The following is a 4,284-nucleotide window of genomic DNA, read 5'->3' on the forward strand; positions in this document are numbered from 1 at the left end:
CGGCGGTCGAATCGGAGTCCACAGCTGGCAGCGTCATACCACAAGTGTGGACACACCAAACCAGAAAACCTAACTAATTACTGCGCGAGTCCTAACCCAACTGCGGGCACCCGCATCGAACCCGAGCCGCCGACCCGGCTGCGTGTGACAATGGCGCCGGTGAGGCGGCGACGATGCCGGGGCTGCTGTCGACTGCATCCGCACGACACCGCGCCCGACGACCGGAGGTTGACACCCACCCATGGCGGCTAGTGCGGCGCGCGGCGACGGACCGCGCACGGTGCCGCCCGGGCAGCGGGTGGGCAGATCCGGCTCGGTGGACGAGATGCGGTCGCGGACCGCAGCGTCGGCACGCAGCGTTCCCGAAGCCGAAGTCGAGCAGATGCTCTCGGAGTTGTCCGAGATCAATCCGTACTTCGCGGTCGGCACCGGGGTGCTCGAAGAACCCGGCTGGCGGCCATTACGGCAGCTCTATCGCGATCCCCAGCTGCTCACCGACGTCATCGATCGTGTTGCGGAGCGCATCGCGGCACCGGACCGGCTCGTTGCGGTATCGACGTTCTACCTCGGTTTCGCCGCGAGACTGTTCTCGATCGGGCTCGGCGCCGTGGCCGGGTACGGCGTACTCCCCGACCTGGCACCCGAACAACTCTGGTACCGCGCATCACACGGGTCGGTCCGGCTGCACCTGCCGAACCCAACCGGCCGGACCGGCGGTGAGCTGGCATCGAGGCTGCTGCCGACCGTCTACGACACGCACCTTTTGCCCCTCGCCGTCGCCGCCCGCCGACTCGGCCCGATCTCGGAGAAGCTGCTCTGCGGGAACGCCGCGTCAGCGCTGCTCGGCGCCGCCCGTGTCTTCGACCGTCACCACGGCGGGGGTGTCGGTCCGGCGTGGCGGCTTGGCCGCATGCTCTGCGCCGACGAACGGTTGGCCACCGCGGTGAGTTTCACCGAAGACGGCACCGACTACCGACGCAACAGCTGCTGTCTCTACTACCGCACGCCCGGTAGCCGATTGTGCATCGACTGCGCACTCCCTGGAAAGCCCAGGCCCCGCAACACCCGAGGAAGGAACTGGCATGACTGAGAGCACGATCACCGATCCCCCCATCGCGGAGACCGAAGACGGCGGCCGCGAACAGCACTGGCCGATCCCCTCCGATCAGGACAGCCTGCTGGACCTGATACACCTGTGCTTCGACGAATACTGGGACGAAATCTGGTTCGGCATCATCATGCAGGGCGCGGCATGGGAGGTGGCGGCCCCCAACGCCCCCAGACGCATCCGGGTGCTCGACGGTTACGCGACGGTCGACTTCGGGCGCTGGCACTTCCACCTGTGTATCGGGGAGCATCGGCACACCACGCCGGAGATGCGCAAGGTACGCCAGTGCGCACGGGCTGAGTTATACCGCCGGTTCGGCCGGGACGGAGACCCCTCATCCTGGGGCGTCCGACTCTACAACGGACGTGACGAGCAGATGATGACCGTGATGCTGCCGAACCCGTTCCTCACCAACGACCAGCGACTCCGCGACGAACCGGCTTGGGAGCAACTGGAGCTCTGGGACCGGCTGCGCAGCCGATTCCAGGGCCTGGAGCCGGATCCGCTGGACCGCACCGGCCACCGGATCACCTGCGGCTGAGCCGATCCGCCGATCCGGGCTTCTCCACCCGCGCGTCAATCTGGTTCGGCCCCCCAGCTGCTCGGCATCATCGGAATGGAGCCGGAACCGTCGAACGTGCCGCCGGCCAACGCGGTCAGCCCGGCCGGTCGTGCGGTGGCCGCACGAGGCGCGGTTCCGGTCAGACCGTGCGGCCCGGCGGCCGGAGCCTCGGTCGGCGACGATGCCGCGGGCTCGTCCTCCAGGTCCATGTATTCGTATCCCCGGCCGAGCATCTGATCTTTGACCCGTCGGCGTCGCCGACGAATCGGCTCCTCGGCTGCCACCTCGGCTGGCGGCGCCTTGGTTTCGTCGGGCTGCGGCGCCTGCCGCGTGCTGGTGTCGGTACCGGCGGACCGGCGGGCGCCCGAGCCGAGGTCGCCCACCAGGTAGAGGAAGGCATCCATGGTCGCCGACGGCGGTCCGGCGGGTGTCGGCGGTTGGGCGGCCGGCGGCGGTGTGGCCGGCGGAGCCGGCACGGTCGGCACCTGGGCCGGCGCCGGAACTCCGGTGGGCACCGACGACGGCGGCGTGGCCAGCGCGCCGCCGAACGGTGGCGGGACGGCCCCGGGTGGTATCGGCACGGCCGTCGGCGCCAGACTGGCCAGTGCCGCCAGCCCGCCGAGGCCCCCCAGCAGTCCCGACGGCGCCAGCAGCGCCGGACTGGCCAACAGTGGCAGCACCGCCGGCAGCAGCGTCTGGGTGAGCAGGTAATGCAGCAGCTGGACGGTGTTCCCGATCGTGGACCCCACCATCTCGACGGTGGCCAACGGCACCACCAGGAAAAGACCCTGCGGATTGAAGAGCGCGGTATAGGCGATTGCCAGCATGTCGTCGACGATGACGATGCTGGTGAACGCCGCGTAGGATCCCGGCTCCAGCGGAACCGACAGTACGTAGGCGATGGACGCGGGGTTCAGGTAGCTCAGTGGATTGCCGGTGAACGCCAGCCACGACCCGGGTACCCCGGGCGGCGGCAGCAGCGACGACCCGTTGAGTCCCGCGAAGAAATGGGAGAACGGGTCCCAGACGCCGGTGAAGCCGATCTTGTCGAAGAAGGTGTTCAGCTCCGCGTACAGCGGGAAATCACTGGTGTTGGGGTAGGCCGGGTGTGGGACCAGCCCTTGCAGGAATTTTCCTAACTCCACGAACCACGCCGGCGGCTGCGCCGGTGCCGCGGCCGGCTGGGCCGCCGCCGAGTTCGCCTTCACCACCCGCGGCGCCGGGCCGGGGTTCGCCGCGGCCGCGCTCGCCGCCGCCGCCGTGGACACCGCCTGGTAGCCGGTCATCACGGTGGCCGCCTGCACCCACATCCGGACGTAGTCGGCCTCGTTCAACGCGATCGGGATGGTGTTGATGCCGAAGAAGTTGGTCGCCAGCAGCACCGCGTGGCTGGCGTGGTTGGCGGCGAGTTCGGCCAGCGTCGGCATCGCGGCCAGCGCGGTGCCGTAGGCGGTGGCGGCGGTCTCGTGCTGGGCGGCGGTGATCGCGCTGTCCGTGCCGGCCCGGATCAGCCAGGCCAGGTAGGGCAGGTTGGCGGCCAGGTACGCCTCGGCGCTCGGGCCGTCCCACGCCCCGGCTTCGACGGCGTTGAGCACCTCGGTGAGCTCGGCGGCCACCTCGGCGTACTCGACGCTCAGCGACCGCCAGGCGTCGGCGGCCGCCAGCATCGGGCCGGCGCCGGGACCGGCCGACAGCAGCGCCGAATGCACCTCCGGGGGTGCGCCCATCCAGACCGGTGCGATCACGGACGCCAGCTCTCTCGGGGTACTCCGCCCCGGGTCGCAGCCTGCGACGACGTGAGTATCCTGGCTCTCGGATCACCGCTCGCCTCGCCTTCCAACCCCGCAGGGGCCGTGGCGTTGAGGGTCGCTCCCCGATGACAGTGGCGGGACCGCGCCGGATTTCCACCGGCTTCCTACAGCGTCATCACCTTACCGGCGGGATTATCGCACGTCAGCGACGATCACGAAACCGCCGAGTCTGCACCCGTCAGTCGTCGCCGGCCAGCGCCGCATTGAACGTCTTGCTGGGCCGCATCACCGCCGTGGTCAGCTCCGCGTCCGGCGCGTAGTAGCCGCCGATGTCCACCGGCTTGCCCTGCACCTGGTTCAACTCGACCACGATCGCGGCCTCGTCGGCGCCGAGCGCGTCGGCGAGCCTGGCGAAATGGCTGCGCAGCTCCGGGTCGTCGGTCTGCGCGGCCAGCTCCCGCGCCCAGTACAGGGCGAGGTAGAACTGGCTGCCCCGGTTGTCCAGCTCGCCGGTCTTGCGCGACGGGCTCTTGTTGTTGTCCAGCAGGGTGCCGATCGCGGCATCCAGCGTGTCGGCCAGGATCTTGGCCCGCTGGTTTCCGGTCTTGTGGCCGGTGTCCTCCAGGCTGGCCCCCAGCGCCAGGAACTCGCCGAGCGAGTCCCAGCGCAGGTGGTTCTCCTCGACCAGCTGCTTGACGTGCTTGGGCGCCGAACCGCCGGCGCCGGTCTCATACATCCCGCCGCCGGCCAGCAGCGGCACGATCGACAACATCTTGGCGCTGGTGCCCAGCTCCAGGATCGGGAACAGGTCGGTGAGATAGTCACGCAGGATGTTCCCGGTGGCCGCGATCGTGTCCAGGCCG

General features: G+C 69.6%; 4 protein-coding genes and 1 riboswitch. Of the genes, 2 read left to right on the forward strand and 2 right to left on the reverse strand.

The genetic code is table 11. The annotated features are described in order from the left end of the window. Positions 1–241: 241 nt before the first annotated feature. Together AC2VNT_RS16140 and AC2VNT_RS16145 are read left to right on the forward strand one after the other, a co-directional pair. On the forward strand, positions 242–1,090 hold the full coding sequence (locus AC2VNT_RS16140; protein WP_486947813.1) for a (2Fe-2S)-binding protein: 849 nt from the start codon (positions 242–244) through the stop codon (positions 1,088–1,090). Then, positions 1,083–1,649 (forward strand): DUF7676 family protein, encoded by a 567-nt coding sequence (locus AC2VNT_RS16145; protein ID WP_486947814.1) that lies wholly within the window; start codon positions 1,083–1,085, stop codon positions 1,647–1,649. Before AC2VNT_RS16140 ends, AC2VNT_RS16145 begins: the two co-directional genes overlap by 8 nt. Positions 1,650–1,684: 35 nt before the next feature. Here the strand turns inward: AC2VNT_RS16145 and AC2VNT_RS16150 are convergent, their stop codons facing one another. Together AC2VNT_RS16150 and AC2VNT_RS16155 are read right to left on the reverse strand one after the other, a co-directional pair. Further along, positions 1,685–3,397, reverse strand: coding sequence for a PPE domain-containing protein (locus AC2VNT_RS16150; RefSeq protein WP_486947816.1), 1,713 nt, complete (start codon positions 3,395–3,397; stop codon positions 1,685–1,687). Between the two features lie 51 nt (positions 3,398–3,448). Further along, positions 3,449–3,641, reverse strand: a riboswitch (cobalamin riboswitch). A gap of 18 nt (positions 3,642–3,659) precedes the next feature. After that, positions 3,660–4,284, reverse strand: a 625-nt coding sequence (locus tag AC2VNT_RS16155; RefSeq protein ID WP_486947815.1) for an NADP-dependent isocitrate dehydrogenase, incomplete at its 5' end; no start/stop codon positions are given.

This window comes from Mycobacterium sp. TH-M15 (genome assembly GCF_057473705.1).